This is a genomic window from Klebsiella sp. 10, from assembly GCF_018223925.1.
Lineage (GTDB): Bacteria > Pseudomonadota > Gammaproteobacteria > Enterobacterales > Enterobacteriaceae > Klebsiella > Klebsiella pneumoniae.
This window is the reverse complement of sequence record NZ_JAGRRB010000014.1, coordinates 129,260-149,205: the sequence shown is the minus strand read 5'-3', so window position 1 is coordinate 149,205 and position 19,946 is coordinate 129,260. Positions and strand designations below refer to the sequence as shown.

Sequence of the window (19,946 nt, the reverse complement as noted above, 5' to 3'; positions counted from 1 at the left end):
CTCAAGTCGCCGACAGCCAGCGCGTCAGCCGCGCAGTGAAATCGGCCTGGCTTTGCAGTAGTTCATCGCCCGTCACCAGCGGCGCCGGACGGGTAATGACGATGCAGGGGATCCCCGCATCAAGACAGGGTTGTACTTTTTCCTGATAGCCTCCTTCCGCCCCCGAGGCTTTCGTCACCACAACATCGGCCCGGCACTGGCGATAAAAGGCGGCGTTAAATTCGGCGCTGAACGGCCCGCAGAGGGCGAAGATCTCCCCGACGCCAAACCCCAGATCGCTACAGTGCTGAACCACCTCCGGCACCGGCAGCACCCGGGCGAGCAGCGTTTTCTCCGCCAGTCCCGCCCGCCAGGCCGCCAGATCTTTGCTGCCGGTGGTCAGCAGGATCCGCTCGCCGAGGCGACGAGCCACCGCGCAGGCCTCGTTCAGATCGCCGACCACGTGAAGTAGCGGATGGCGCAGATCGCTCAGCTGCTCCGGCCTTTGATAGCGGCTGAGCAGAACCCCGACGCTATCGCAGGCGCGCACAATATTCTGGCTGACCACCTCGGCGTAGGGGTGAGAGGCATCGATCACCCAGCGGGTGCGCTGCGCTCTGAGCCACTCCGCCATCTGCTGCCACTCCATACGCCCGCAGCGTATCTGCCCGCGGATATCGCCGGCCAGCCGCTCGCCGGTAGGGGTCGCCACCGACAGGGTGTAGCGCACGTCGGCGGCGTCCAGCTGCTGGCAGATCGCCCGCGCATCGCTGGTGCCCCCGATAACCAGCACGTCGCCGTGATTCACAGCGCGTAGCCTCGCGGGGTGATCATCAGGCCGTTGTCGATGTAAGTCGCTTTGTTGCCAACGATCACCAGACTGGTCATATCCACAGGGGAAAAATCCATCTCCCCGAGGGTGGTCAGCCATTTCTCCTGCTTTTTGCGTCCGGCGGATTTGACTACGCCGACCGGCGTATCTGCGCTTTTACTGGCCGCCAGCAGCGCAAAGGCGCGCGCCAGATGTCCTTCGCGGCCGCGGCTGCGGGGGTTGTAGAAACAGATAACGAAGTCCGCTTCCCCGGCGGCGACTATGCGTTTTTCAATCACCGGCCAGGGCGTCAGCAGATCGCTAAGGCTGATATGGCAGAAATCATGCATCAGCGGCGCGCCGAGCAGCGAGGCGGCGGCGATACTGGCCGTCATCCCTGGGATCAGACGGACCTCAATGTCCAGCTGCTGCTTATTAACCAGCTCCAGCACCAGCCCCGCCATGCCGTAGATGCCGGCGTCGCCGCTGCTGATCAGCGCAACGTTGTGCCCGGCCTGCGCCAGCTCGATGGCCGCCTGGCAGCGCTCAATCTCTTTGCACATGCCGGTTTTGATCACCTGCTTGTCGCCGGTAAAGGCTTTTACCAGGTGGGTGTAGGTCTTGTAGCCCACCACGATCTCTGCCGCCTGCAGGGCCTCCACGGCTTCCATGGTCATCATCGCCTGCGAGCCAGGGCCAATTCCGATTACGCTTAACATCAGTGTGTTACTCCCAAAGTAATGGTCACGCCCTGCTCACGCAGGGTTTCGCCGGACAGGTTTCCCTGACTCAGCAGCCAGGCCACCGGGCCGGAGACGCTGCCGACGCCGACCGTCTCCCGGACAAAAGACGAGGCCGGAAAGCGGTGCTCGTGCTCGCGCAGCGCCTCGGCGCTGAAGGTTTCGAACGGCACCCGGCAGCGGTGAGCCAGCTGGCGCAACCCCGGCTCGTTTGCCTTCAGGCTCACGCTGCCGATCGCTTTCAGCGCCAGCGGGTCAAGACGCTGAGCGGCAAGCTGGCGATCCAGCAACGTACTGAGCAGCGCGCAGGGGGTGTCGCGCCGACAGCCGATCCCCGCCACCACCCGCTGGGGCACCAGCTTCCAGTGAGGCACCGGCAGCGGCGGCAGCGACCGGCGCAGGGTGACGCAGATCAGCGCGTCGAGCGCCGGCAAGCGCGCCAGGTCGCTTACCGGGATAAACCCGCGCCGGTCGCAGCGGCTTAGCGCCCCGGTGAATTCGCCGTCGCACCACAGCCCCACCCGCTTACCGCTCACCAGCATCTGGTTAACGGTTTTCACCGCCGCGCGAAAATCGGTCATCCGGGCGTTCAGCTGGAAGGCCAGCGTGTCGAGGGCGGCCAGCTCGTTGACGTCGGTGGCGGTGGTGATCACCGGGTCGGCGTCGAGCATCCCGGCGAGATAGCGGGTCAGCGCATTGGCCCCCCCGGCATGGCCGGAGAGCAAGCTGATGACGTGCCGGGCGCGCTCATCAATCACCACCACCGCCGGGTCGCTGAGCTTGTCATTCACCAGCGGGGCCAGCACCCGCACGGCAATCCCGGTGGCGCCGATAAAAATCAGCGCCGAGAAGCTGCTGAACGCCTCGCGGGCAGCGCTGGCAAAGCCGCCGTTGAAGGGGATAAACCCCTCTTCCTGCAGCGCTTCGCTGGTGTAACAGGTAAGCGGCAGCATGGCCGCCAGCCGTTTTGCCAGCCGCACGCCGCCGGGCGTCAGGCAAAACAGGGCAATGGATTCAGGCTTTACGGTATTCATGGCTAAAATCCGCTGCGTACAGTTTTGAGTAGTGATACTCATCGCCGAGGAAGGGGCCGACCAGGATCAGCGCCGTTTTGCGGATCCCGGCGTCGCGTACTTTGTCGCCGATGTCCGCGAGGGTACCGCGGACGGTCTGGCTTTCCGGCCAGGTGGCCTTGTAGATCACCGCGACCGGGGTGGTCGCGGGGTAGCCGCCCTCCACCAGCCGCTCCGCCACCCGGTGAATACGTTGCACCGACAGGTAAATCGCCATCGAGGTTTGATGGCTGGCAAAGGCTTCCAGCTGTTCGCGCGCGGGAACCGGCGTGCGCCCTTCCAGACGGGTAATAATCAGACTCTGCGAGACTTCGGGTACCGTGTACTCCACCCCCAGCTCCGCCGCCGCGCCGAGGAAAGCGCTGACGCCCGGCACCACCTGCCAGCGGATCCCGCGGCGGGTCAGCTCTTCGCCCTGCTCGCGCACCGAGCCATATAGCGAGACGTCGCCCGTCTGCAGACGCACCACCGTTTTTCCCGCCTTCACCCCCGCCTCCATCAGGTCGAGGATCTGCTCCAGATGCAGCGCGGCGCTGTCGTGGCACTCCGCCTGTGGCGGACAGTAGGCCAGTAGCTCGGTGTTGATCAGCGACCCGGCGTAGATCACTACCTGCGCCTGCTGTAGCAGACGGTAGCCTTTGAGAGTAATCAGTTCGCGATCGCCTGGACCGGCGCCGACGAACCACACGCAATGGGGATCAAAAGTCTCAGCCATGGTTTTCTTCCTTCTGACAGGCGATGACAAAAACGGGATTATGGGGTTTGAAGTAGTGGCCGCTGCCCAGGGTAGCCAGGGTGGAGACCGCCAGCTGCTGGCAGTCCACCTCGTGGATGCCGCTCTGCCGCAGGTGCGCCAGAGCGCTATGAAGGTTTTCCTGCAAAATAAAAGTCATCACCAGCCGGCCGCCGGGATGCAGCTGCGCCAGCGACCAGTCGATCAGCGCCGTCAGGTGGCCGCCGCTGCCCCCCATAAAGATCGCGTCGGCTTTGTCGGCGACCGCCAGCGGCGCAACGCCCGCCACGATAGCGATGTTGTTGCAGCCAAAGCGCTGCCGGTTCTCCGCCAGCAGGCGCAGCGCGTCGGCCTGACGCTCAATCGCCGTCACCCGCAGCGCCGGGTTCTGTAGAGCAGCCTCAATGCTGACGCTGCCGGTGCCCGCGCCGATATCAATCAGATGGCGCGCCCGGTGCAGCTCCAGCTTCGCCAGCGCCAGCGCGCGCACGGCCTCTTTGGTCATCGGCACCTGGGCGCCGCGCAAAAACAGCTCATCTTTCATCGAGGATCACCACCGCATTCATCTCATATTCGTCCTCCACGGCGCTGACCGGCAGCCAGTGGATCCGCTCGTTTTCCATCGCCAGGTTCTCGCCTATCACCATCCAGCGATGGCCTTTGCCGCGGGCCATCAGCTGGGCGGCTATCTCCCGCGGTCCGCAGCGGCCGTCGGTCACCATGGCGACTTTCCGGTGGGCGGCCAGAGCATCGAAGCTCACCGCCCGGCCATGGCTGCTGGTCAGCCACATATCGTTCATGTCGATGCCCGCCCGGGCGCAGAGGTACTGCACCGCGCTGATGCCGGGGATCACCTGCACTCGTTCCCGGCCAAAATGGGCAATCAGTCGGGTGCCAATGCCATAGAACAGCGGGTCGCCAGAGGCCAGCACCACGACGCGGCGACCGGTACGGGCCTCAATCCACGCCAGCAGCGCCGGCATATCGGCCCCCAGCGCGAAGCGCTCGCCGGCGAAGTCGGGAAACTGCTGGAGATGGCGGCTGCCGCCCACCAGCGCCTCAGCGGCGGCGATTGCCTCGCGCGCGGCCGGGATCAGCCACTGCAGCCCCGCCGGGCCCATTCCCACGACCGTCAACATGTCAGCTCCCGGGCAATTGCCGCCAGCGGACGGCTGCTGCCCAGTACCTGGTTATCAAAAGAAAACAGAACCGCGTCGCAGGTGGGCGGTTGCTGAGTGAAGCGCAGCATCTCAAGAACACGCTGGCAGATTCGCTCAGCCAGATGGTTATAGAGGCGCTGGAATCCCCAGGCGTCGATATGCTCCATTGCCGCTTCGGTAGTGTCGCACTCGCTGACCAGCTTCAGCAGCGGCAGCGGCGCGCCAAGCAGCGCCAGATGAGCGACGAGAGTTTCCATCCGCGCATCGGCGATATGGCTGTGGGTATGAAAGATCCCGGCGGCGATTTTGATCAGTTTGCCGGGATGGCCAATGAGCACAATCTGGCGGAAACCGAGCCGAACCGCCTCTTCAATCATGTAGCCGACGAAGTTGCTCATGGTGACCACCATCTGCGGGTCGATGCCCATCTGCTCGCGGACAAAGCGCTCACCGTGGTTGCCCGGCACCAGCACCACGCGCTCCAGCCCGGCGGCGCGTTTTATCTCCAGCTCGAGGGAGAGCGAGCGCTTCCAGCTCTCTTCCGACATCGGGGTAACGATCCCCGTGGTGCCGATAATCGAGATGCCGCCGAGGATCCCCAGCCGGGCGTTATAGGTTTTTTGCGCGCGAAGCGCGCCTTCCGGGGCAAAAATCTCCACCTGCGCGCCGCGGGTAGGACCTATCGCTTCGCGCACGGCGGTCTCGATGGTGTGCCGCGGAGTGCGGTTTATCGCCGGGCTGCCTGTCGGCAGGCCGATCCCTTTGCGGGTCACCGTGCCGATACCCTCCCCGCCCTGCAGGCTAATCTCTCCGCTGTCATTGAGGGTGACCCGGGCAAAAATCAGCATGCCGTGGGTGGCGTCGACATCATCGCCGCCGTCTTTACGGATCGCGGCGACCGCCTGCTGCCCTTCGACGTGCGGGGACTCAACGTTCAGGCACAGGGTGACGCCGGAGGGGGTGACGATCGAGACCTGATGAATCAGATGCTGGCGCATCACCATCAGCGCCGCCACTTTTGCCGCCGCTGTGGCGCAGGAGCCGGTGGTGTAGCCCTTGCGCAGCGCTTTGCCGTGATGCCACACCGGGGCGTCAAAGGTCTGATCGCTCATTGCGCCTCCCGTAGGTGGTAAAGCAGAGCGTTCACAATCGCTGCCGCCACGTTGCTTCCCCCTTTGCGGCCGAGCGCGGCGATGGCCGGCAGGCCGCTCTCGCTGAGCGCCGCTTTCGACTCCGCCGCGCCGACGAACCCGACCGGCACCCCCACCACGCCGCCGATGGCGGTCTCGCGATGTTCCAGCAGGCGAAACAGCGCGGTTGGCGCATTGCCGAAGACGAACACTTTCTCCCCGGGCTCCTGCACCGCAATATCCACCGCCGCCATCGAGCGGGTCATCCCCCGGCTTTGCGCCTCGCGCACCACCCGCGGGTCGCTGATATAGCAGCGGCATTCGCCGCCAAAGCGGGCCAGCAGGGTTTTGTTGATCCCGGACAGCGCCATGGTGGTATCGGTATACAGCGTGCAGGGCCGGCTCAAGGCCTCACTCAGCGCGATCAGGGCATCCGGAGAAAACCACAGAATATCCAGCCAGTCGAAGTCAGCGGTGGTGTGGATCACCCGCTTGATAATCGCCTCGTGCAGCGGGCTGGCGAAACGGTAGTCCGGTCGCGTTTCGGCGATGATCTCGCTGATGATGTCGAAGCTTTTCGCCTCGATCGCCTGCGGTTGTTGGATGTACTGCATCAGGTTCTCCTCAGGCCGCGCCGACCAGCCAGTAGCGCACGCCGATAAACAGCGCCAGCGCCAGGCTTGACGCCACCCACATTAATCGAATGGTTCGGGAAATATCGTCCACCGCGATGTCGCGGACGGCGTCGCCTATCCAGGGCTTTTCAACGCGCTGGCCGAAGTAATCGTTCGGGCCGCCAAGGCGGATCCCCAGCGCGCCGGCGACGGTCGCTTCCGGCCAGGCGCAGTTAGGACTGCTGTGCTGATAGCGATCGCGCCAGCCCGTACGCAGCGCCCGAGCGCCATCTTCCCGGCATAGCACCGCGGCAAGGCTGAGCAGCAGCCAGCTCAGCCGGGCGGGAAGGAAGTTGGCTACATCATCAAGACGAGCGCTGACCATGCCGATCGCCCGGTATTTTTCGTGTTTATAGCCGACCATGGAATCGAGGGTGTTGACCGCTTTATAGGCCATGGCCAGCGGCGCGCCGCCGAGGAGCAGGAAAAAGAGCGGCGCGATAATGCCATCCACCGTGTTCTCCGCCACGGTCTCCACCACCGCACGGTTGATCTGCGCTGGCTGGAGCTGAGAGGTATCGCGCCCGACAATCCAGGAGAGCTTATGCCGGCTTTCGGCGAGATCTCCGGCCTGCAGCGGCCGGGCCACCGCCATCGCCGACTGTGCCAGACAGCGTCCCGCCAGCGCGGTGAAGATCATCCACACTTCCACCAGCCATCCAAGCCAGGGGTGGATCCCGTGCGCCAGCGCCAGTACGCCCCAGGCCACGCCCCATGTCAGGCCGATAACCACCAGCCACATCACCCCGCCGCCGATGCGCAGCGCCCGGTCGCTATGGCAGATGCGTCGCACTACACGCTGGCTGACGGCGATCAGGCGACCTATCCAGCGCACCGGATGCGGCCAGTGCGGCGGATCGCCAATGACGACATCAAGTATCCAGGCTACACACCAGGCGAGAAGGGTCATAGCGCCCTCCTTGCTGCCCGCAACCAGTGGTTGAGCATGGTGGGACGCTGGGCAAAATGGACATGGAGATAGCTGGCAAAGGCGCTGCCGGACTGCCATCCTCCCTGCCACTGCTGGAGCGTCTTACCGTCTCGCTGTTTACGGCAGGCCAGTACGGCGGGGGTGGCGGGAGAAAAATCGGAGTAATGAAATTCATGGCCGCGCAGCCACTCGCCAGGGGCTGCCAGCAGCGTCTGCTGCTGCGCCTGCGCTTCGCAGTAGCCGAACCGGGTCAGACGCGTCCCCATTCGGCTGTGTCCGGGAATAATATCCGCCATCGTGTAGCGCTCGCCGCTGGTGACTTCCAGGGTCGTGCCCAGGTACATCAGGCCGCCGCACTCGGCGTAGATCGCCACCCCGCGCCGGTGCGCCGCGCGAAGCTGTGTCAGCATCTCGTGGTTAGCGGATAGCCCGGCCGCATGCAGCTCCGGATAGCCGCCGCCGAGCCAGATCATCTGGCAGGCCGGCAGCTGGCGATCGCGTAGTGGGCTAAAGCGCACCATCTTCACGCCGCAGCGCGCCAGCAGCGCCAGGTTATCGGGGTAATAAAAATTGAAGGCCTCATCGTCGGCGAGGGCCAGCGTCAGTCCTTCGCCGGCATCGGCGGCAAGCTGTTCTCCCCACTCGCCGATCGGCATGGCGGCCAGTTCGCTGAGGGCCAGCAGCCGGTCTATGTCGAGAGTGCGCCCCAGCAGGCTGGCAAAATCCCGCCATGCCTGCTGATTGACCACCGACTCGCGGGCGGTCACCAGTCCCAGATGTCGTTCAGGCAGCGCCACGCCTTCCACGCGCGGCACATAGCCGAGCACTGGCACCTGACAGTAGCGCTCAATGGCGCTTTTCAGCAGCTGGAAGTGCGCGTCGCTGTTGACCCGATTGACGATAACGCCAGCGATGTCGAGAGCCGGATCAAAATGTTGAAAACCCATCACCGTGGCGGCGATGGAGGTCGACACCGCTTTGCCATCCACCAGCAAAATCACCGGGCAGCCAAGCTGCTTAGCCATTGCCGCGCTGCTGCAGTAGTTGGGGTCGGTGCCGTAGCCGTCATACAGGCCCATCACCCCTTCGATAACCGCGATATCGGCCTGCTGTAGCTGTTCGGTAAACAGCGCGTTGAGTATCGGGGCGGGAAGCATAAAGCTGTCGAGATTGCGGGAAGCGATGCCGCTGATGGCGGTGTGCCAGGCGGTATCCAGGTAGTCAGGCCCGACTTTACAGGGTTGCACCCGCATACCGCGTTGTTGGAGCAAGCTGAGCAGGCCGAGCGTAACGGTGGTTTTGCCACAACCGCTGCCGGTACCCGCAAGAATGAACGCACGCCTGGTTGCCATACCCTGTCCTGTTCTGGCGGTCAGGGTATAGCTACGCGCATGCCTGGTCCTGCGACCACGCACCGCTAAGCCACCCACTTCCCACCGAAGTTGTTGGTCAGTTACCGGCAGGCAGGTCTTCTGGCTTAGCCTCGTTCTCGCCCGCCCTTCCCAATCTTTCGATCAGTGGTTTTTGCGGGGTCGTCAGCATCACAGCAGCGGGGGCTGCGGGGGATTTACACCCCCTTCCCTGACACCAAACTGGTGTCGAACCTGTCGGTTTGTTTCGCCGATGCGCCCTGCATCGACGGGTATTACTTTATGTTTTCTTTTACCGTTTCATCACTCGTCACAATGACGTCAGTGAAGGAAAGCGGTGTTGTGATAATCAGCTGTCTCGTATTAACGGACACTCTATCTCATCACAAAAATAAAAACTGGTGTAGTTTATCCCTCGAATATCACTATTTTGTTGCGCTATGACAATTTATTGCTCTACTGTCGTTTTTTTCATTTTATATTGATGAAGATACTCGGGGATATCAAAAATCGGCAATAGCAAAATATTGTCATTTAAAAAGACTCAGTTTGTGATCCGGCATTAATTTGCTGACGAAATGCCTGCGGCGTTACCTGATAGGTCTGGCGAAACACTTTGCAAAAATAGCTGGTTTGCGAAAAACCTAAATTCCGCGCGATGCTGGCGATGCTCCAGTCGCTGTGGCATAGCAGCTCTTTTGCGCTCGCCATCCGCTGCTGATTGACCCAGGCGTTAAAACCGATCCCCTGATACTTTTTAAACAGTTTGCTGAAGTAGTACGGGCTGAGATAGACATGCGCCGCCACATCCTCCAGACGCAGCTCATCGGAGAGATGCGCGTCGATATAGCGCAGCGCCTTCTTCATTTTGCCATCGTGCGGCGAGGGCGCCCGGCTGGCCTGCGCCGGGTCGTTCTGCGACGGGTTATCTTTGATAACCACAAAGTTGAGCTGTTTTTTCAGGCAATTCTCGACGATCAGCTTCAGCAGATCCGCCGAAGCGATAACCCGCGAATAGTCCATCTCCGGCACATCGCGAAACGCCTGGACCAGCGCCGGATCGTCCTGCCAGCGGTCATCGACGTTCAAGATATCAACCAGTTCAACATCATTGCTCAGACGCACCTGCCCGCACAGCACGAAACCGACCAGGTGGCCGGCGATCACCAGCGGGATGGAAAAATCGGTTAACCCCGCATGACAGCGGTAGATACACAGCTGGTCTTTTTTCGAGGCTTCCAGCCCGCCGCAGCGGTCGCTCATGCGACAGCGTCCGCTGTGCTCCGGGTGCTGACGCATCAGCTGGCAAAACGGCGTGAAATTAAACAATTCAGAAATCTCATCACCGTGAATATTGACGACCACAACCGCCAGACTGGTGGCTTGCGCAAAATCCTGTGCGATTTTATTGATGAGTTCTGAGTTTAGGGTACTCGCAGAAATCATGATAAAACCCCTCAGTTAATTTTTTGTTATAAATAAAACATATTTTTCATATTTACCTTTTTTAGCATCAGATCCCATCGACGATAAAAAAGTGCATTGACAATAACAAAAGTCTCCCAACCCGGGGAGACTTTTTGAGCGGTTCGTGATATCGGTTCATGAAATTAGCCTGGCTATTTCACAGATACATTCCCCTTATGACGCTAACGCGTATTTTCTTCCTCCACGCAGGTATGACAGGGCAGATTATTGGCGATAAGAAAACGATAAATTGCGGCGCCGAGGCAGGCCCCTAACAACGGTGCGATAATGGGCACGATAAAATAGGGAATATCTCTTCCCCCGGTCATGGCGATATTGCCCCACCCGGCGAACCAGGTGAACAATTTCGGGCCAAAATCGCGTGCCGGATTCATCGCGAAGCCGGTAAGCGGCCCGGTCGAGGCGCCGATCACCGCCACCAGAATGCCAATCAACAGCGGCGCCAGTGGGCCCTTGGGTACGCCGTTGCCATCATCGGTGAGCGCCATGATCATCCCCATCAGCATCGAGGTGATCACCACCTCCACCAGCGCCGCATGCCAGATGCTGAGCTCAGGCGCCGGGTAGGTGCTGAATATACTGGCCAGCTGCAGGCTTTCCAGGCTGCCGCGCACCATATGATGCACCGTTTCAAATTGCGTAAACAGGGTGCTGTAAAGTATCCAGGCCAGCACGGCGCCGCCAAACGCGCCGGCGACCTGAGCCACGATATAGGGCACCACTTTTCTGCCCGGGAAGCAGGCAAACAGCCACAGGGCGACGGTGACCGCGGGGTTCAGATGTCCCCCCGAAATGCCGGCCGTCAGGTACACCGCCAGAGAAATACCTAGTCCCCAGATAATACAGATCTCCCACAGCCCCAGGCTGGCGCCGGTCAGTTTCAGGGCGCTCAGGCAGCAGATACCAAAAAACAGAAACAGCCCGGTGCCTAAAAACTCGGCGATACATTGCGCGCGTAAAGAACCATTCATTGTGACACCTCGTGACGAAGTTCGTGTCCAGGCCAGCCAACCATCCGCTGGCTCGTTGGGTACGGCGAGGCCCACTATAGAAACCGGCAGCGGCAAAGTGTTGGCATCCTGCGGAAATCGGGCGGCGTAAAGTCGCCGAAGAAGAATAATTTATTGCTATTTGTTCGCGAATCCATGCAGCAATGGCGGGCGTTCAGGGGGTATTTTAATTTCCAACTAAATGATAAAAAATTGCGAAAGCGCAGTGCTTATTTTCCAACAAATATCACATCACACAAAATATCGCATAGCAAAAACAATTTAAAAAATCACCTCTTAAAATGTAAATACGGAGCGTGAATTGCAATATAATCACATTTATACAAAAAATAAAATCAAATAAAAACAATGATATAAAATAAAATAAATCTATTTTATACTATATAAAAACCACTATTTTTTCGCTCTCCACCATCAACTCAGCCATTCTTTTTCGCCGCTCCGCCATATAGTTCCCTCACTGGCACATATCCTGCGAGGTCTTTATGCAACAAGAAGCATTAGGAATGGTAGAAACCAAAGGCTTAACCGCAGCCATAGAGGCCGCTGACGCAATGGTTAAGTCGGCCAACGTTTTATTAGTTGGCTATGAAAGGATCGGTTCAGGCCTGGTGACCGTCATCGTGCGTGGCGACGTGGGGGCAGTTAAAGCCGCCACCGACGCCGGTGCCGCCGCAGCCCGCCACGTGGGCGAAGTGAAAGCCGTACACGTCATTCCCCGCCCCCATACCGATGTTGAAAAAATCTTACCGAAGGGGAATAGCCAATGAGCAGCAATGAGCTGGTTGAACAGATCATGGCGCAAGTCATAGCCCGTGTGGCGACGCCAGAGCAGCAGGCGCTTCCCGATACCCCCCATCCCACAGGAGAGACGGCTATGGCAGAGAAAAGCTGCAGCTTAACGGAATTTGTCGGGACCGCCATTGGCGACACCCTCGGGCTGGTCATCGCCAACGTGGATGCCGCGTTGCTGGAGGCGATGAAGCTCGAAAAACGCTATCGCTCTATCGGCATCCTCGGCGCCCGCACCGGCGCCGGGCCGCACATCATGGCCGCCGATGAAGCGGTCAAAGCCACCAACACCGAAGTGGTCAGCATTGAGCTTCCTCGCGACACCAAAGGCGGCGCCGGCCATGGCTCGCTGATTGTGCTGGGCGGGAATGATGTTTCCGACGTCAAACGCGGGATTGAGGTCGCGCTGAAAGAGCTGGACCGTACCTTCGGCGATGTCTACGGCAACGAAGCGGGTCATATTGAGCTGCAGTATACCGCGCGCGCCAGTTATGCCCTGGAAAAAGCGTTCGGCGCCCCACTGGGCCGCGCCTGCGGCATTATCGTCGGCGCCCCGGCGTCCGTTGGCGTGCTGATGGCCGATACCGCGCTGAAATCAGCCAACGTCGAGGTGGTGGCTTACAGCTCACCGGCCCACGGCACCAGTTTCAGCAACGAAGCCATTCTGGTGATTTCCGGCGACTCCGGCGCGGTGCGCCAGGCGGTGATCTCCGCCCGGGAGATCGGCAAAACCGTACTGGCGACGCTGGGCGCCGAACCGAAAAACGATCGCCCCTCCTACATTTAATATCCGCGAGGCTGATTCATGAGATCGAAAAGATTTGAAGCACTGGCGAAACGCCCTGTGAATCAGGATGGTTTCGTTAAGGAGTGGATTGAAGAGGGCTTTATCGCGATGGAAAGTCCTAACGATCCCAAACCTTCTATCCGCATCGTCAACGGCGCGGTGACCGAACTCGACGGTAAACCGGTTGAGCAGTTCGACCTGATTGACCACTTTATCGCGCGCTACGGCATTAATCTCGCCCGGGCCGAAGAAGTGATGGCCATGGATTCGGTTAAGCTCGCCAACATGCTCTGCGACCCGAACGTTAAACGCAGCGACATCGTGCCGCTCACTACCGCGATGACCCCGGCGAAAATCGTGGAAGTGGTGTCGCATATGAACGTGGTCGAGATGATGATGGCGATGCAAAAAATGCGCGCCCGCCGCACGCCGTCCCAGCAGGCGCATGTCACTAATATCAAAGATAATCCGGTACAGATTGCCGCCGACGCCGCTGAAGGCGCATGGCGCGGCTTTGACGAACAGGAGACCACCGTCGCCGTGGCGCGCTACGCGCCGTTCAACGCCATCGCCCTGCTGGTGGGTTCACAGGTTGGCCGCCCCGGCGTCCTCACCCAGTGTTCGCTGGAAGAAGCCACCGAGCTGAAACTGGGCATGCTGGGCCACACCTGCTATGCCGAAACCATTTCGGTATACGGTACGGAACCGGTGTTTACCGATGGCGATGACACCCCGTGGTCGAAAGGCTTCCTCGCCTCCTCCTACGCCTCGCGCGGCCTGAAAATGCGCTTTACCTCCGGTTCCGGTTCTGAAGTACAGATGGGCTATGCCGAAGGCAAATCGATGCTTTATCTCGAAGCGCGCTGCATCTACATCACCAAAGCCGCCGGGGTGCAAGGCCTGCAGAATGGCTCCGTCAGCTGTATCGGCGTACCGTCCGCCGTGCCGTCCGGGATCCGCGCCGTACTGGCGGAAAACCTGATCTGCTCAGCGCTGGATCTGGAGTGCGCCTCCAGCAACGATCAAACCTTTACCCACTCGGATATGCGGCGTACCGCGCGTCTGCTGATGCAGTTCCTGCCAGGCACTGACTTCATCTCCTCCGGTTACTCGGCGGTGCCGAACTACGACAACATGTTCGCCGGTTCCAACGAAGATGCCGAAGACTTCGATGACTACAACGTGATCCAGCGCGACCTGAAGGTCGATGGCGGCCTGCGGCCGGTGCGTGAAGAGGACGTGATCGCCATTCGCAACAAAGCCGCCCGCGCGCTGCAGGCGGTATTTGCCGGCATGGGTTTGCCGCCTATTACGGATGAAGAGGTAGAAGCCGCCACCTACGCCCACGGTTCAAAAGATATGCCTGAGCGCAATATCGTCGAGGACATCAAGTTTGCCCAGGAGATCATCAACAAGAACCGCAACGGCCTGGAGTTGGTGAAAGCCCTGGCGAAAGGCGGCTTCCCCGATGTCGCCCAGGACATGCTTAATATTCAGAAAGCCAAGCTCACCGGCGACTACCTGCATACCTCCGCCATCATTGTTGGCGAGGGCCAGGTGCTCTCGGCCGTGAATGACGTGAACGATTATGCCGGTCCGGCAACAGGCTACCGCCTGCAAGGCGAGCGCTGGGAAGAGATTAAAAATATCCCGGGCGCGCTCGATCCCAATGAACTTGGCTAAGGGGTGAAAAATGGAAATTAACGAAACGCTGCTGCGCCAGATTATCGAAGAGGTGCTGTCGGAGATGAAATCAGGCGCAGATAAGCCGGTCTCCTTTAGCGCGCCTGCGGCTTCTGTCGCCTCTGCCGCGCCGGTCGCCGTTGCGCCTGTGTCCGGCGACAGCTTCCTGACGGAAATCGGCGAAGCCAAACCCGGCACGCAGCAGGATGAAGTCATTATTGCCGTCGGGCCAGCGTTTGGTCTGGCGCAAACCGCCAATATCGTCGGCATTCCGCATAAAAATATTCTGCGCGAAGTGATCGCCGGCATTGAGGAAGAAGGCATCAAAGCCCGGGTGATCCGCTGCTTTAAGTCTTCTGACGTCGCCTTCGTGGCAGTGGAAGGCAACCGCCTGAGCGGCTCCGGCATCTCGATCGGTATTCAGTCGAAAGGCACCACCGTCATCCACCAGCGCGGCCTGCCGCCGCTTTCCAATCTGGAACTCTTCCCGCAGGCGCCGCTGCTAACGCTGGAAACCTACCGTCAGATTGGCAAAAACGCCGCGCGCTACGCCAAACGCGAGTCGCCGCAGCCGGTGCCGACGCTTAACGATCAGATGGCTCGTCCCAAATACCAGGCGAAGTCGGCCATTTTGCACATTAAAGAGACCAAATACGTGGTGACGGGCAAAAACCCGCAGGAACTGCGCGTGGCGCTTTAACAAAGGATATCCCGATGAATACCGACGCAATTGAATCCATGGTACGCGACGTGCTGAGCCGGATGAACAGCCTACAGGACGGGGTAACGCCCGCGCCAGCCGCGCCGACAAACGACACCGTTCGCCAGCCAAAAGTTAGCGACTACCCGTTAGCGACCCGCCATCCGGAGTGGGTCAAAACCGCTACCAATAAAACGCTCGATGACCTGACGCTGGAGAACGTATTAAGCGATCGCGTTACGGCGCAGGACATGCGCATCACTCCGGAAACGCTGCGTATGCAGGCGGCGATCGCCCAGGATGCCGGACGCGATCGGCTGGCGATGAACTTTGAGCGGGCCGCAGAGCTCACCGCGGTTCCCGACGACCGAATCCTTGAGATCTACAACGCCCTGCGCCCATACCGTTCCACCCAGGCGGAGCTACTGGCGATCGCTGATGACCTCGAGCATCGCTACCAGGCACGACTCTGTGCCGCCTTTGTTCGGGAAGCGGCCGGGCTGTACATCGAGCGTAAGAAGCTGAAAGGCGACGATTAACAGGGGGTAAGCATGCGCTATATCGCTGGCATTGATATTGGCAACTCCTCGACAGAAGTCGCCCTGGCGACGGTCGATGACGCAGGTGTGCTGAACATTCGCCACAGCGCGTTGGCTGAAACCACGGGTATAAAAGGCACATTACGAAATGTGTTCGGTATCCAGGAGGCGCTAACGCAGGCGGCAAAAGCGGCCGGCATTCAGCTCAGCGATATTTCGCTTATTCGCATTAACGAAGCCACGCCGGTCATTGGCGATGTGGCGATGGAAACCATCACGGAAACCATCATCACCGAGTCCACCATGATCGGCCATAACCCGAAGACACCCGGCGGCGTCGGACTGGGGGTCGGCATCACCATCACACCAGAGGCGCTGCTGTCCTGCTCCGCGGACACTCCCTATATTCTGGTGGTCTCCTCGGCCTTTGACTTTGCCGATGTCGCCGCGATGGTCAATGCGGCAACGGCAGCGGGCTATCAGATAACCGGCATTATTTTGCAGCAGGATGACGGCGTGCTGGTCAATAACCGGCTACAGCAACCGCTACCGGTGATCGACGAAGTTCAGCATATCGACCGGATTCCACTTGGCATGCTGGCGGCCGTCGAGGTCGCTTTACCCGGTAAGATCATCGAAACGCTCTCCAACCCTTACGGTATTGCGACCGTTTTCGATCTCAACGCCGAGGAGACCAAAAATATCGTGCCAATGGCACGGGCGCTGATTGGCAACCGCTCGGCCGTGGTGGTGAAAACCCCCTCCGGCGACGTCAAGGCCCGCGCTATTCCGGCAGGTAATCTGTTGCTCATCGCTCAGGGGCGCAGCGTACAGGTTGATGTGGCCGCCGGGGCGGAAGCCATCATGAAAGCGGTTGACGGCTGCGGCAAACTGGACAACGTCGCGGGAGAAGCGGGCACCAATATCGGCGGCATGCTAGAGCACGTGCGCCAGACCATGGCGGAGCTTACCAATAAGCCAGCTCAGGAGATCCGCATTCAGGATCTGCTGGCCGTTGATACGGCGGTGCCAGTCAGCGTGACCGGCGGTCTTGCGGGGGAGTTCTCGCTGGAGCAGGCGGTGGGTATCGCCTCGATGGTCAAGTCGGATCGCCTGCAGATGGCCCTCATCGCCCGTGAAATTGAGCACAAACTGCAGATTGCGGTTCAGGTGGGCGGCGCCGAAGCGGAGGCGGCCATTCTTGGGGCGCTCACCACTCCCGGCACCACGCGCCCGCTGGCGATCCTCGATCTGGGCGCCGGGTCGACCGACGCCTCCATTATCAATGCGCAGGGAGAGATCAGCGCCACTCACCTGGCCGGCGCCGGCGATATGGTCACGATGATCATCGCCCGCGAGCTGGGGCTTGAGGACCGCTACCTGGCGGAAGAGATCAAAAAATATCCGCTGGCAAAAGTCGAAAGCCTGTTTCATCTGCGTCATGAAGACGGCAGCGTCCAGTTTTTTCCGTCGGCCTTACCACCGACGGTATTTGCCCGCGTCTGCGTGGTGAAACCGGATGAACTGGTTCCCCTGCCCGGCGATCTGCCGCTGGAGAAAGTGCGCGCCATTCGCCGTAGCGCCAAATCACGCGTCTTTGTCACCAACTCCCTGCGAGCGTTACGCCAGGTGAGCCCTACCGGCAACATTCGCGACATCCCGTTCGTGGTGCTGGTGGGCGGCTCGTCCCTCGATTTCGAGATCCCCCAGCTGGTCACCGACGCGCTGGCGCACTACCGGCTGGTTGCCGGGCGCGGCAACATCCGCGGCTGTGAAGGCCCACGCAATGCGGTCGCCAGCGGATTACTCCTTTCCTGGCAAAAAGGAGGCACACATGGAGAGTAGCGTAGTCGCCCCCGCCATCGTCATTGCCGTCACTGACGAATGCAGCGAACAGTGGCGCGATGTCCTGCTGGGCATTGAAGAGGAAGGCATTCCTTTTGTTCTGCAGCCGCAGACCGGCGGCGATCTTGTTCATCACGCCTGGCAGGCGGCGCAGCGTTCGCCGCTGCAGGTAGGCATCGCCTGCGACCGGGAACGGCTCATCGTGCACTACAAAAATTTACCCGCATCAACTCCGCTGTTTTCGCTGATGTATCACCAGAACAGGCTGGCCCGGCGAAACACTGGCAACAATGCGGCTCGTCTCGTCAAAGGGATCCCATTTCGGGATCGCCATGCTTAATCCACAGGAGAACGCAGTATGAATAACGCACTAGGACTGGTTGAAACGAAAGGCCTGGTTGGCGCCATTGAAGCCGCTGATGCAATGGTGAAATCCGCCAACGTGCAGTTGATTGGTTACGAAAAAATTGGCTCCGGGCTGATTACCGTGATGGTCCGCGGAGACGTCGGCGCGGTCAAAGCCGCCGTTGACGCCGGCAGCGCGGCGGCCAGCGTGGTCGGCGAGGTCAAGTCCAGCCATGTGATCCCGCGCCCGCATAGCGATGTTGAGGCCATTCTGCCGAAATCCGTCTGACCCTCAAAAAAGGAGCACCGCGTGAAGCAATCACTGGGATTACTTGAGGTCAGCGGTCTGGCCCTGGCCATCACCTGCGCCGACGCTATGGCGAAAGCGGCCGCCATCACGCTGCTCGCCCTGGAAAAGACCAACGGTTCCGGCTGGATGGTGGTGAAGATCGCCGGTGATGTGGCCTCTGTCCAGGCGGCGGTGATGACCGGGGCCGAACTCGCCGAACGGCAGCAGGGGCTGGTAGCGCAGAAGGTTATCGCCAGGCCCGGGGAAGGCCTGCTGCCGGCCCGCGTCCAGGCGCCTTCACCAGCGCCTGACGTCGCCGTGACGGAGGAGAACACGGCCCTCACAGACGCCCCCTCCCACTCTACGGAGCGGGTGACCTGCAACCTGTGCCTGGACCCACACTGCCCACGACAAAAAGGCGATCCCCGCTCGCAGTGCCTGCACGCCGGTAAACGAGGTGACGCGTAATGGATAAACAACAGCTGGCTTCGACAGTCAACAAAGTGCTGGATGAGATGCGCCAGCGTCCCATTCCAATCGGTATCTCCAGTCGCCATATCCATTTAGCGGCGGCTGACTATGCCAGGCTTTTTCCCGCGCAGCCCATCCAGCCGAAAAAAGCGCTGCTGCAGCCGGGACAATATGCTGCAGAGCAGACGGTGACCCTGGTTGGCCCCAAAGGGCGATTAAACAACGTGCGCCTGCTCGGCCCTTTGCGCCAGACCAGCCAGGTGGAAATCTCACGCACCGACGCCCGCATCCTCGGTATCGCCGCGCCGCTGCGCATGTCCGGCAATCTGCAGGGCACGCCGGGGATCCGCCTGATAAGCCCCTTTGCCGAACTGGAGTTGAGCGGCGGGACGATTGTTGCCCAGCGACATATTCATATGTCGCCACTTGATGCGTTGATCCTGCGCGTCTCCCATGGCGATAGCGTCGCGGTGGCGATCGAAGGCAGCGACAGGCGGCTTATCTTCGACAACGTGGCGGTCCGCGTTGCCCCGGATATGCGTCTTGAGATGCACATCGATACTGACGAGGCCAATGCGGCAGGCGCTGACGCTGCGCAAGCCTGGGCAACGCTGGTGACGAAGCCATGAACCACGCGATGCTGCAGCGTATCGTCGAAGAGGTCGCCGCCCGTCTGCGCCATCGCGCCCTCAGCACGGCCACGCTCAGCGTGGCCCAACTCGGCGAAGCGGATATCCGCAACCTGCTGTGCCAGCACGCTTCGCTGCGCATCGTGCAGGTGGATTTACCGCTGCTGGAGCAGCTTGCCGGCCAGCGTGCGCTGGCGGCAGCCGGTTGCGCACTGCATGAGGCGATGGCCTGGGGCGTTCGGGTACAGCTAACGCTGCTTCCCGCCCTGCTCCCCGCGCTGGCGGTAAAAAAACTCGCCCGCTTGCCGCTGACGTTCAGCGATCCGCTTGGCCAGCCCGTCAGGCTTCACGCCGCGTCGGTGCTCACCTATGCCGACGTAGCCCGTTTCAGTGGCGGCTATCTGGTGCTGCGCCGCTGCCCCATTATCACCGCCCTCGCCCGCGAAGCGGCCGTCGCGCGGCATGTTCAATTGATTAAGCAGGAGTGAACTATGCATCTGGCACGCGTGACCGGCGCCGTCGTCTCGACGCAAAAATCGCCCTCTCTGAACGGCAAAAAACTGCTGCTGGTGCGCCGGGTAAGCGCGGACGACGATCGTCCGATTCTCCCCACGAGCGGCGATGAAGTGGCGGTAGATTCGGTTGGCGCTGGCGTCGGCGAGCTGGTGCTGCTCTGCAGCGGCTCGAGCGCACGCCACGTTTTCAGCGGCCCGAATGAGGCCATCGATCTTGCCGTCGTGGGCATTGTTGACTCACTTTCACGCTAA

General features: G+C 60.6%; 24 protein-coding genes and 1 riboswitch. Of the genes, 12 read left to right on the top strand and 12 right to left on the bottom strand.

Going from position 1 to position 19,946, the window contains the following annotated elements; genetic code table 11:
* Position 1 precedes the first annotated feature (1 nt).
* The 12 genes from KHQ26_RS16525 to pduF form a co-directional block, all read right to left on the bottom strand.
* Positions 2 to 787 carry a cobalt-precorrin-6A reductase gene (locus KHQ26_RS16525; protein WP_020804166.1) on the bottom strand — a complete coding sequence of 262 codons (786 nt, stop codon included), beginning with the start codon at positions 785 to 787 and terminating at the stop codon, positions 2 to 4.
* Positions 784 to 1,509, bottom strand: coding sequence for a precorrin-3B C(17)-methyltransferase (locus KHQ26_RS16520; RefSeq protein ID WP_020804190.1), 726 nt, complete (start codon positions 1,507 to 1,509; stop codon positions 784 to 786). Before KHQ26_RS16520 ends, KHQ26_RS16525 begins: the two co-directional genes overlap by 4 nt.
* On the bottom strand, positions 1,509 to 2,564 hold the full coding sequence (cbiG, locus tag KHQ26_RS16515; RefSeq protein ID WP_004174586.1) for a cobalt-precorrin 5A hydrolase: 1,056 nt from the start codon (positions 2,562 to 2,564) through the stop codon (positions 1,509 to 1,511). Before cbiG ends, KHQ26_RS16520 begins: the two co-directional genes overlap by 1 nt.
* Positions 2,545 to 3,318, bottom strand: a complete 774-nt coding sequence (locus tag KHQ26_RS16510) for a cobalt-precorrin-4 methyltransferase (RefSeq protein WP_004149602.1) — start codon at positions 3,316 to 3,318, stop codon at positions 2,545 to 2,547. The genes cbiG and KHQ26_RS16510 overlap by 20 nt, the downstream gene beginning before the upstream one ends.
* Positions 3,311 to 3,880 (bottom strand): decarboxylating cobalt-precorrin-6B (C(15))-methyltransferase, encoded by a 570-nt coding sequence (locus tag KHQ26_RS16505; protein WP_020804170.1) that lies wholly within the window; start codon positions 3,878 to 3,880, stop codon positions 3,311 to 3,313. The genes KHQ26_RS16510 and KHQ26_RS16505 overlap by 8 nt, the downstream gene beginning before the upstream one ends.
* Positions 3,870 to 4,475 carry a cobalt-precorrin-7 (C(5))-methyltransferase gene (locus KHQ26_RS16500; RefSeq protein WP_004174583.1) on the bottom strand — a complete coding sequence of 202 codons (606 nt, stop codon included), beginning with the start codon at positions 4,473 to 4,475 and terminating at the stop codon, positions 3,870 to 3,872. The genes KHQ26_RS16505 and KHQ26_RS16500 overlap by 11 nt, the downstream gene beginning before the upstream one ends.
* Entirely contained in the window at positions 4,469 to 5,608 is a 1,140-nt protein-coding gene (cbiD, locus tag KHQ26_RS16495; RefSeq protein WP_020804162.1) for a cobalt-precorrin-5B (C(1))-methyltransferase CbiD, read from the bottom strand. The genes KHQ26_RS16500 and cbiD overlap by 7 nt, the downstream gene beginning before the upstream one ends.
* A complete protein-coding gene (locus KHQ26_RS16490; RefSeq protein WP_002915711.1) occupies positions 5,605 to 6,240 on the bottom strand; it encodes a cobalt-precorrin-8 methylmutase in 636 nt (211 codons plus the stop codon). Before KHQ26_RS16490 ends, cbiD begins: the two co-directional genes overlap by 4 nt.
* Before the next feature lie 10 nt (positions 6,241 to 6,250).
* A complete protein-coding gene (cbiB, locus tag KHQ26_RS16485; protein WP_014906992.1) occupies positions 6,251 to 7,210 on the bottom strand; it encodes an adenosylcobinamide-phosphate synthase CbiB in 960 nt (319 codons plus the stop codon).
* Positions 7,207 to 8,583 (bottom strand): cobyrinate a,c-diamide synthase, encoded by a 1,377-nt coding sequence (locus KHQ26_RS16480; RefSeq protein ID WP_019704766.1) that lies wholly within the window; start codon positions 8,581 to 8,583, stop codon positions 7,207 to 7,209. Before KHQ26_RS16480 ends, cbiB begins: the two co-directional genes overlap by 4 nt.
* 92 nt (positions 8,584 to 8,675) lie before the next feature.
* A riboswitch (cobalamin riboswitch) is annotated at positions 8,676 to 8,854 on the bottom strand.
* Positions 8,855 to 9,135: 281 nt separating this feature from the next.
* Entirely contained in the window at positions 9,136 to 10,047 is a 912-nt protein-coding gene (pocR, locus tag KHQ26_RS16475) for a transcriptional regulator PocR (protein WP_004181164.1), read from the bottom strand.
* A 203-nt stretch (positions 10,048 to 10,250) separates the two neighbouring features.
* Complete coding sequence (gene pduF, locus KHQ26_RS16470) at positions 10,251 to 11,060, bottom strand: propanediol diffusion facilitator PduF (RefSeq protein WP_002915732.1); 810 nt, start codon at positions 11,058 to 11,060, stop codon at positions 10,251 to 10,253.
* A gap of 524 nt (positions 11,061 to 11,584) precedes the next feature.
* Here pduF and pduA point away from each other — a divergent pair.
* The 12 genes from pduA to KHQ26_RS16410 are packed head-to-tail and all read left to right on the top strand — an operon-like array spanning position 11,585 to position 19,946.
* On the top strand, positions 11,585 to 11,869 hold the full coding sequence (pduA, locus tag KHQ26_RS16465) for a propanediol utilization microcompartment protein PduA (RefSeq protein ID WP_002915737.1): 285 nt from the start codon (positions 11,585 to 11,587) through the stop codon (positions 11,867 to 11,869).
* Complete coding sequence (gene pduB, locus KHQ26_RS16460) at positions 11,866 to 12,678, top strand: propanediol utilization microcompartment protein PduB (protein WP_002915739.1); 813 nt, start codon at positions 11,866 to 11,868, stop codon at positions 12,676 to 12,678. Before pduA ends, pduB begins: the two co-directional genes overlap by 4 nt.
* A gap of 18 nt (positions 12,679 to 12,696) precedes the next feature.
* Entirely contained in the window at positions 12,697 to 14,361 is a 1,665-nt protein-coding gene (pduC, locus tag KHQ26_RS16455) for a propanediol dehydratase large subunit PduC (RefSeq protein ID WP_020804187.1), read from the top strand.
* Between the two features lie 10 nt (positions 14,362 to 14,371).
* Entirely contained in the window at positions 14,372 to 15,061 is a 690-nt protein-coding gene (gene pduD / locus KHQ26_RS16450; RefSeq protein WP_008806302.1) for a propanediol dehydratase medium subunit PduD, read from the top strand.
* A 14-nt stretch (positions 15,062 to 15,075) separates the two neighbouring features.
* Positions 15,076 to 15,600: a propanediol dehydratase small subunit PduE gene (gene pduE, locus KHQ26_RS16445; protein ID WP_020804181.1), complete on the top strand. Its 525-nt coding sequence runs from the start codon at positions 15,076 to 15,078 to the stop codon at positions 15,598 to 15,600.
* Positions 15,601 to 15,612: 12 nt separating this feature from the next.
* The gene (locus KHQ26_RS16440; RefSeq protein ID WP_032410521.1) at positions 15,613 to 17,445 is read left to right on the top strand and encodes a diol dehydratase reactivase subunit alpha; all 1,833 of its coding nucleotides are present in this window, start codon (positions 15,613 to 15,615) and stop codon (positions 17,443 to 17,445) included.
* Positions 17,435 to 17,785 carry a glycerol dehydratase reactivase beta/small subunit family protein gene (locus tag KHQ26_RS16435; RefSeq protein WP_004900279.1) on the top strand — a complete coding sequence of 117 codons (351 nt, stop codon included), beginning with the start codon at positions 17,435 to 17,437 and terminating at the stop codon, positions 17,783 to 17,785. Before KHQ26_RS16440 ends, KHQ26_RS16435 begins: the two co-directional genes overlap by 11 nt.
* 18 nt (positions 17,786 to 17,803) lie before the next feature.
* Positions 17,804 to 18,079: a propanediol utilization microcompartment protein PduJ gene (pduJ, locus tag KHQ26_RS16430; RefSeq protein WP_002915806.1), complete on the top strand. Its 276-nt coding sequence runs from the start codon at positions 17,804 to 17,806 to the stop codon at positions 18,077 to 18,079.
* A 21-nt stretch (positions 18,080 to 18,100) separates the two neighbouring features.
* A complete protein-coding gene (locus KHQ26_RS16425; protein WP_002915808.1) occupies positions 18,101 to 18,547 on the top strand; it encodes a BMC domain-containing protein in 447 nt (148 codons plus the stop codon).
* The gene (locus KHQ26_RS16420; RefSeq protein WP_002915810.1) at positions 18,547 to 19,179 is read left to right on the top strand and encodes a phosphate propanoyltransferase; all 633 of its coding nucleotides are present in this window, start codon (positions 18,547 to 18,549) and stop codon (positions 19,177 to 19,179) included. Before KHQ26_RS16425 ends, KHQ26_RS16420 begins: the two co-directional genes overlap by 1 nt.
* On the top strand, positions 19,176 to 19,667 hold the full coding sequence (gene pduM, locus KHQ26_RS16415) for a microcompartment protein PduM (RefSeq protein ID WP_020804175.1): 492 nt from the start codon (positions 19,176 to 19,178) through the stop codon (positions 19,665 to 19,667). Before KHQ26_RS16420 ends, pduM begins: the two co-directional genes overlap by 4 nt.
* A 3-nt stretch (positions 19,668 to 19,670) precedes the next feature.
* On the top strand, positions 19,671 to 19,946 hold the full coding sequence (locus KHQ26_RS16410) for a EutN/CcmL family microcompartment protein (RefSeq protein ID WP_002915814.1): 276 nt from the start codon (positions 19,671 to 19,673) through the stop codon (positions 19,944 to 19,946).

Excerpts from the sequence above, each read along its gene's own strand:
- KHQ26_RS16520 (WP_020804190.1), bottom strand. The coding sequence starts at position 1,509 with ATGTTAAGCGTAATCGGAATTGGCCCTGGCTCGCAGGCGATGATGACC.
- cbiG (WP_004174586.1), bottom strand. The coding sequence starts at position 2,564 with ATGAATACCGTAAAGCCTGAATCCATTGCCCTGTTTTGCCTGACGCCC.
- KHQ26_RS16510 (WP_004149602.1), bottom strand. The coding sequence starts at position 3,318 with ATGGCTGAGACTTTTGATCCCCATTGCGTGTGGTTCGTCGGCGCCGGT.
- KHQ26_RS16505 (WP_020804170.1), bottom strand. The coding sequence starts at position 3,880 with ATGAAAGATGAGCTGTTTTTGCGCGGCGCCCAGGTGCCGATGACCAAA.
- KHQ26_RS16500 (WP_004174583.1), bottom strand. The coding sequence starts at position 4,475 with ATGTTGACGGTCGTGGGAATGGGCCCGGCGGGGCTGCAGTGGCTGATC.
- cbiD (WP_020804162.1), bottom strand. The coding sequence starts at position 5,608 with ATGAGCGATCAGACCTTTGACGCCCCGGTGTGGCATCACGGCAAAGCG.
- KHQ26_RS16490 (WP_002915711.1), bottom strand. The coding sequence starts at position 6,240 with ATGCAGTACATCCAACAACCGCAGGCGATCGAGGCGAAAAGCTTCGAC.
- cbiB (WP_014906992.1), bottom strand. The coding sequence starts at position 7,210 with ATGACCCTTCTCGCCTGGTGTGTAGCCTGGATACTTGATGTCGTCATT.
- KHQ26_RS16480 (WP_019704766.1), bottom strand. The coding sequence starts at position 8,583 with ATGGCAACCAGGCGTGCGTTCATTCTTGCGGGTACCGGCAGCGGTTGT.
- pocR (WP_004181164.1), bottom strand. The coding sequence starts at position 10,047 with ATGATTTCTGCGAGTACCCTAAACTCAGAACTCATCAATAAAATCGCA.
- pduF (WP_002915732.1), bottom strand. The coding sequence starts at position 11,060 with ATGAATGGTTCTTTACGCGCGCAATGTATCGCCGAGTTTTTAGGCACC.
- pduA (WP_002915737.1), top strand. The coding sequence starts at position 11,585 with ATGCAACAAGAAGCATTAGGAATGGTAGAAACCAAAGGCTTAACCGCA.
- pduB (WP_002915739.1), top strand. The coding sequence starts at position 11,866 with ATGAGCAGCAATGAGCTGGTTGAACAGATCATGGCGCAAGTCATAGCC.
- pduC (WP_020804187.1), top strand. The coding sequence starts at position 12,697 with ATGAGATCGAAAAGATTTGAAGCACTGGCGAAACGCCCTGTGAATCAG.
- pduD (WP_008806302.1), top strand. The coding sequence starts at position 14,372 with ATGGAAATTAACGAAACGCTGCTGCGCCAGATTATCGAAGAGGTGCTG.
- pduE (WP_020804181.1), top strand. The coding sequence starts at position 15,076 with ATGAATACCGACGCAATTGAATCCATGGTACGCGACGTGCTGAGCCGG.
- KHQ26_RS16440 (WP_032410521.1), top strand. The coding sequence starts at position 15,613 with ATGCGCTATATCGCTGGCATTGATATTGGCAACTCCTCGACAGAAGTC.
- KHQ26_RS16435 (WP_004900279.1), top strand. The coding sequence starts at position 17,435 with ATGGAGAGTAGCGTAGTCGCCCCCGCCATCGTCATTGCCGTCACTGAC.
- pduJ (WP_002915806.1), top strand. The coding sequence starts at position 17,804 with ATGAATAACGCACTAGGACTGGTTGAAACGAAAGGCCTGGTTGGCGCC.
- KHQ26_RS16420 (WP_002915810.1), top strand. The coding sequence starts at position 18,547 with ATGGATAAACAACAGCTGGCTTCGACAGTCAACAAAGTGCTGGATGAG.
- pduM (WP_020804175.1), top strand. The coding sequence starts at position 19,176 with ATGAACCACGCGATGCTGCAGCGTATCGTCGAAGAGGTCGCCGCCCGT.
- KHQ26_RS16410 (WP_002915814.1), top strand. The coding sequence starts at position 19,671 with ATGCATCTGGCACGCGTGACCGGCGCCGTCGTCTCGACGCAAAAATCG.